This window comes from Nitrosophilus sp. (assembly GCF_982775275.1).
In genome coordinates this window covers 1-3,253 of record NZ_CEXZHP010000170.1, presented here as the reverse complement: position 1 = coordinate 3,253, position 3,253 = coordinate 1, and the positions used below count along the sequence as shown (strand labels likewise).

Sequence of the window (3,253 nt, the reverse complement as noted above, 5' to 3'; positions counted from 1 at the left end):
GGAGACGATTTAAAAAAATCTATAGCAAATTTGAGAGAGATTACCGAATCGATAAAAATTTTAATAAATGAAAATAGAGAAAATCTTAAACTTTCTATAAAAAATTTAAAGGTTATGGCAAAAGAGTTGGCGCTTGCTGGGGAAAAGTTTGGAAATATGTCTTCAAAATTTTCATATACGGCCGATACGATAAATGAAAAACTCCCTCAAATTATGGAAAAAATCGATACTCTTGCCACAGATTTATCGGATGTGGGTAAAGATTTGAAAAATGAACTGCCAGATATATTAGATAGATTTGCCTCTTTAGAAAAAGATTTGCAAGAGGTGATTTCTAAAAATAAAGAGCCCCTTGGCAACGCTATAAAGGCTGCTGATACCTTTTTTAGTAAAGGGGGAGATACGTTTAAAAAAGTTGATAACTATTTAGAATCTATCGCAAACTCGCAGATAGAAGTGGCCTTTAGAAGCGAATATATGAGTGATGATCATTTTGCGAAAAACTACGCAAGTTTATACTATATTCCAAATCCCGAAAAATATTATATGTTAGACGTTATTTCAACCGAGGATTATTCTAAACTTGATAGCAATGGGAAAGTTATCGAGCCAGAAGATCATGAAGAGTCAAAGATTTTATTTTCCGCTCAATATGGAAGAAGATATAACGACTTTTTATTCAGGATCGGTGTTATTGAAAGTACCGGTGGGGTTGGAATAGACTATTTTATGTTTAATGATAAGGCCAAAATCTCCTTTGAAGCCTTTGATTTTAACGCCGTAAACGATGTAAGAGGGGATAAAGCTCATTTAAAACTTCTTGCAAGATATAGATTTTTAAAACATTTAGATACCTTTATCGGGATAGACAATTTTTTAAACGAAGACGCTACAAACTTCTTTTTTGGTTTAGGGTTTGATTTTATTGATCAAGATTTTAAATCTATTCTTGGAACCGCAAGTGGTGCGGGATCTTTTATAAAGTGATATAATGGAAAAAGAAGAGATAGTCAAAAAGATACAAAACGCTCTAGAGGTGCTAGGTCTTCCTCCACTTGTTTCGTTAAAAGATATAAGACAAAGATACTATCTTTTGGCTAAAAAATATCATCCCGACATAGGAGGGGATAAAAGCGAGATGGAGAGGATCAACAGAGCTTATAAACTTTTAAAAGAGTATATAGAAAACTATAAATTTAGTTTTAGCGAAGAGGAGATTTTAAAACAGTTTCCAGTTAAAAATCATGCGAATAAATTTAGATTTTAAAGGATGGATAAATGCATTGCATATTTGAGTTTGAGATGAATAATATCAAAGAGAAATACGACATAGGAAAAGTTGCAAAACAGGCCAACGGAGCCGTGCTTTTAAAAAGCCAAAACACCGTTATGCTTGCAACGGTGGTTATGGATAAAAATCCAGTAGAAGAGGATTTTTTGCCTCTAACCGTTCAATATATCGAAAAATCGTATGCAGCAGGTAAGATACCTGGAGGATTTGTAAAAAGAGAGCAAAAACCCGGAGATTTTGAGACTCTTACCGCTAGGATCGTAGATAGAGCTTTAAGACCGCTTTTCCCTAAAGGTTTTTTAAATCCTGTAGTTATTACGGTATTGGTTTTAAGTGCCGATGAAGATGCCGATTTACAAGTGTTAGCGCTAAATGCCGCAAGTGCTGCTTTATATGTTAGCGATATTCCTATAAGAACCGCAGTTAGCGGATTGAGAGTAGCAAAGATTGATGGAGAGTTGGTTTTTAATCCTAAACTATCCCAACTAAAAGATAGCACCCTAGATCTATATCTTGCCGGGACAAAAGATGATCTTTTAATGATAGAGATGAGGTCTATTGGTACATATGAGCCAGAAATTTTACCTCCGGCAATGGTCGATCCTATGCTTGATCCAACTTTGGCGGAAGAGGTAGTGATGATTAAAAATCCAAACGCCTTTAGCGAAGGGGAGTTGGCAGATATTATTTTAAAAGGTAAAGAAGCGATAAACTTGGCTTGCGGCGAGTATGAAAAATATTTTATAGAAGTTGCAAAAGAGCATCAAGAGGTTGAAATAAGATCAGAAAAAATAGATGAAAATATTTGGATATATATAGATGAGTTTTATAAAGATGAGATATATAACGCTATAAACGCTATGGCAAAAAGCGAAAGAGCTCAAAATCTTGAAGAGATTGCTAAAAAGATAGCATCAGATAACGTAGCGATTGAACAGCAGTGGGAAGAAGAGACTATTTTAAAGGTTGTAGATAAATATAAAAGAAAGATCGTAAGAGAAATGATCTTAAATGAGAGAAAAAGAGCCGATGGAAGAGGATTAAAAGACGTTAGAAAAATCGAGATAGAAACAAATATACTTCCTTCCGCACATGGATCGTGTCTTTTTACAAGAGGTCAAACTCAAGCTTTAGTAGTATGCACCATTGGTGAAAAAACCGCCGCTCAGATGTATGAGCTTTTAACGAGCAAAGGGCCAGAATATGAACATTTTATGGTTCATTACAATTTTCCTCCTTTTAGCGTAGGAGAAGCAAGACCGATAGGTGCTCCTGGCAGACGAGAGTTAGGACACGGAAATTTGGCAAAAAGAGCATTGGAACCGGTAGTTGACGTTCCGGAAGATAAAACAATTAGATTGGTTTCTGAGATTTTAGAGTCTAACGGATCATCTTCTATGGCAACTGTTTGTGGCGGGGCTTTGGCTTTAAAGGCTGCCGGTATTGAGACTAGGGATTTGGTAGCTGGAGTTGCCATGGGACTTGTAATTGAAGAGGATAAATACGCTATATTAACGGATATTATGGGATTAGAGGATCATGATGGAGATATGGATTTTAAAGTGGCCGGAACAAAAGATGGAATAACCGCTCTTCAAATGGATATAAAACTTGGAGGAATAGAGGCTAATATCTTAAAAGAGGCTCTAATGCAGGCAAAAGAGGCTAGGGATCATATACTACATATTATGGAGGAAGCCGCTAAAAAGATAGAGGTTAATGTAGAAAATTTGCCAACAACTCAAACAATTAGCGTGCATCCAAGTAAAATCGCTCAAATTATAGGCCAGGCTGGAAAAACAATAAAAGAGATAATAGAAAAATTTGAAGTTAGTATAGACATAGAAAGAGAAAGGGGAAAAGTCAAGGTTTCCGGAAAAAGTAAGCCAAAAGTTATAGCCGCTTGCGAACATATAAAAAGTATAACACAAAAAGAGGAGGCTCCTATCCCTCAGTTTAAAG

At 35.7% G+C, this 3,253-nt stretch carries 3 protein-coding genes; all 3 read left to right on the top strand.

Annotated elements, in window-relative coordinates; genetic code table 11:
* Nucleotides 1-987 (top strand): hypothetical protein (locus AC30RD_RS07615; protein ID WP_489493847.1); only part of this gene is annotated, 987 nt, incomplete at its 5' end.
* A 4-nt stretch (nt 988-991) separates the two neighbouring features.
* Nucleotides 992-1,267 carry a J domain-containing protein gene (locus tag AC30RD_RS07610; protein WP_489493846.1) on the top strand — a complete coding sequence of 92 codons (276 nt, stop codon included), beginning with the start codon at nt 992-994 and terminating at the stop codon, nt 1,265-1,267.
* 11 nt (nt 1,268-1,278) lie between these two features.
* The coding region (locus AC30RD_RS07605) for a polyribonucleotide nucleotidyltransferase (RefSeq protein ID WP_489493844.1) at nt 1,279-3,253 on the top strand (1,975 nt) is incomplete at its 3' end.

What these genes read in the sequence shown, in the direction of transcription:
- AC30RD_RS07610 (WP_489493846.1), top strand. Translation starts at nt 992, where the DNA reads ATGGAAAAAGAAGAGATAGTCAAAAAGATACAAAACGCTCTAGAGGTG.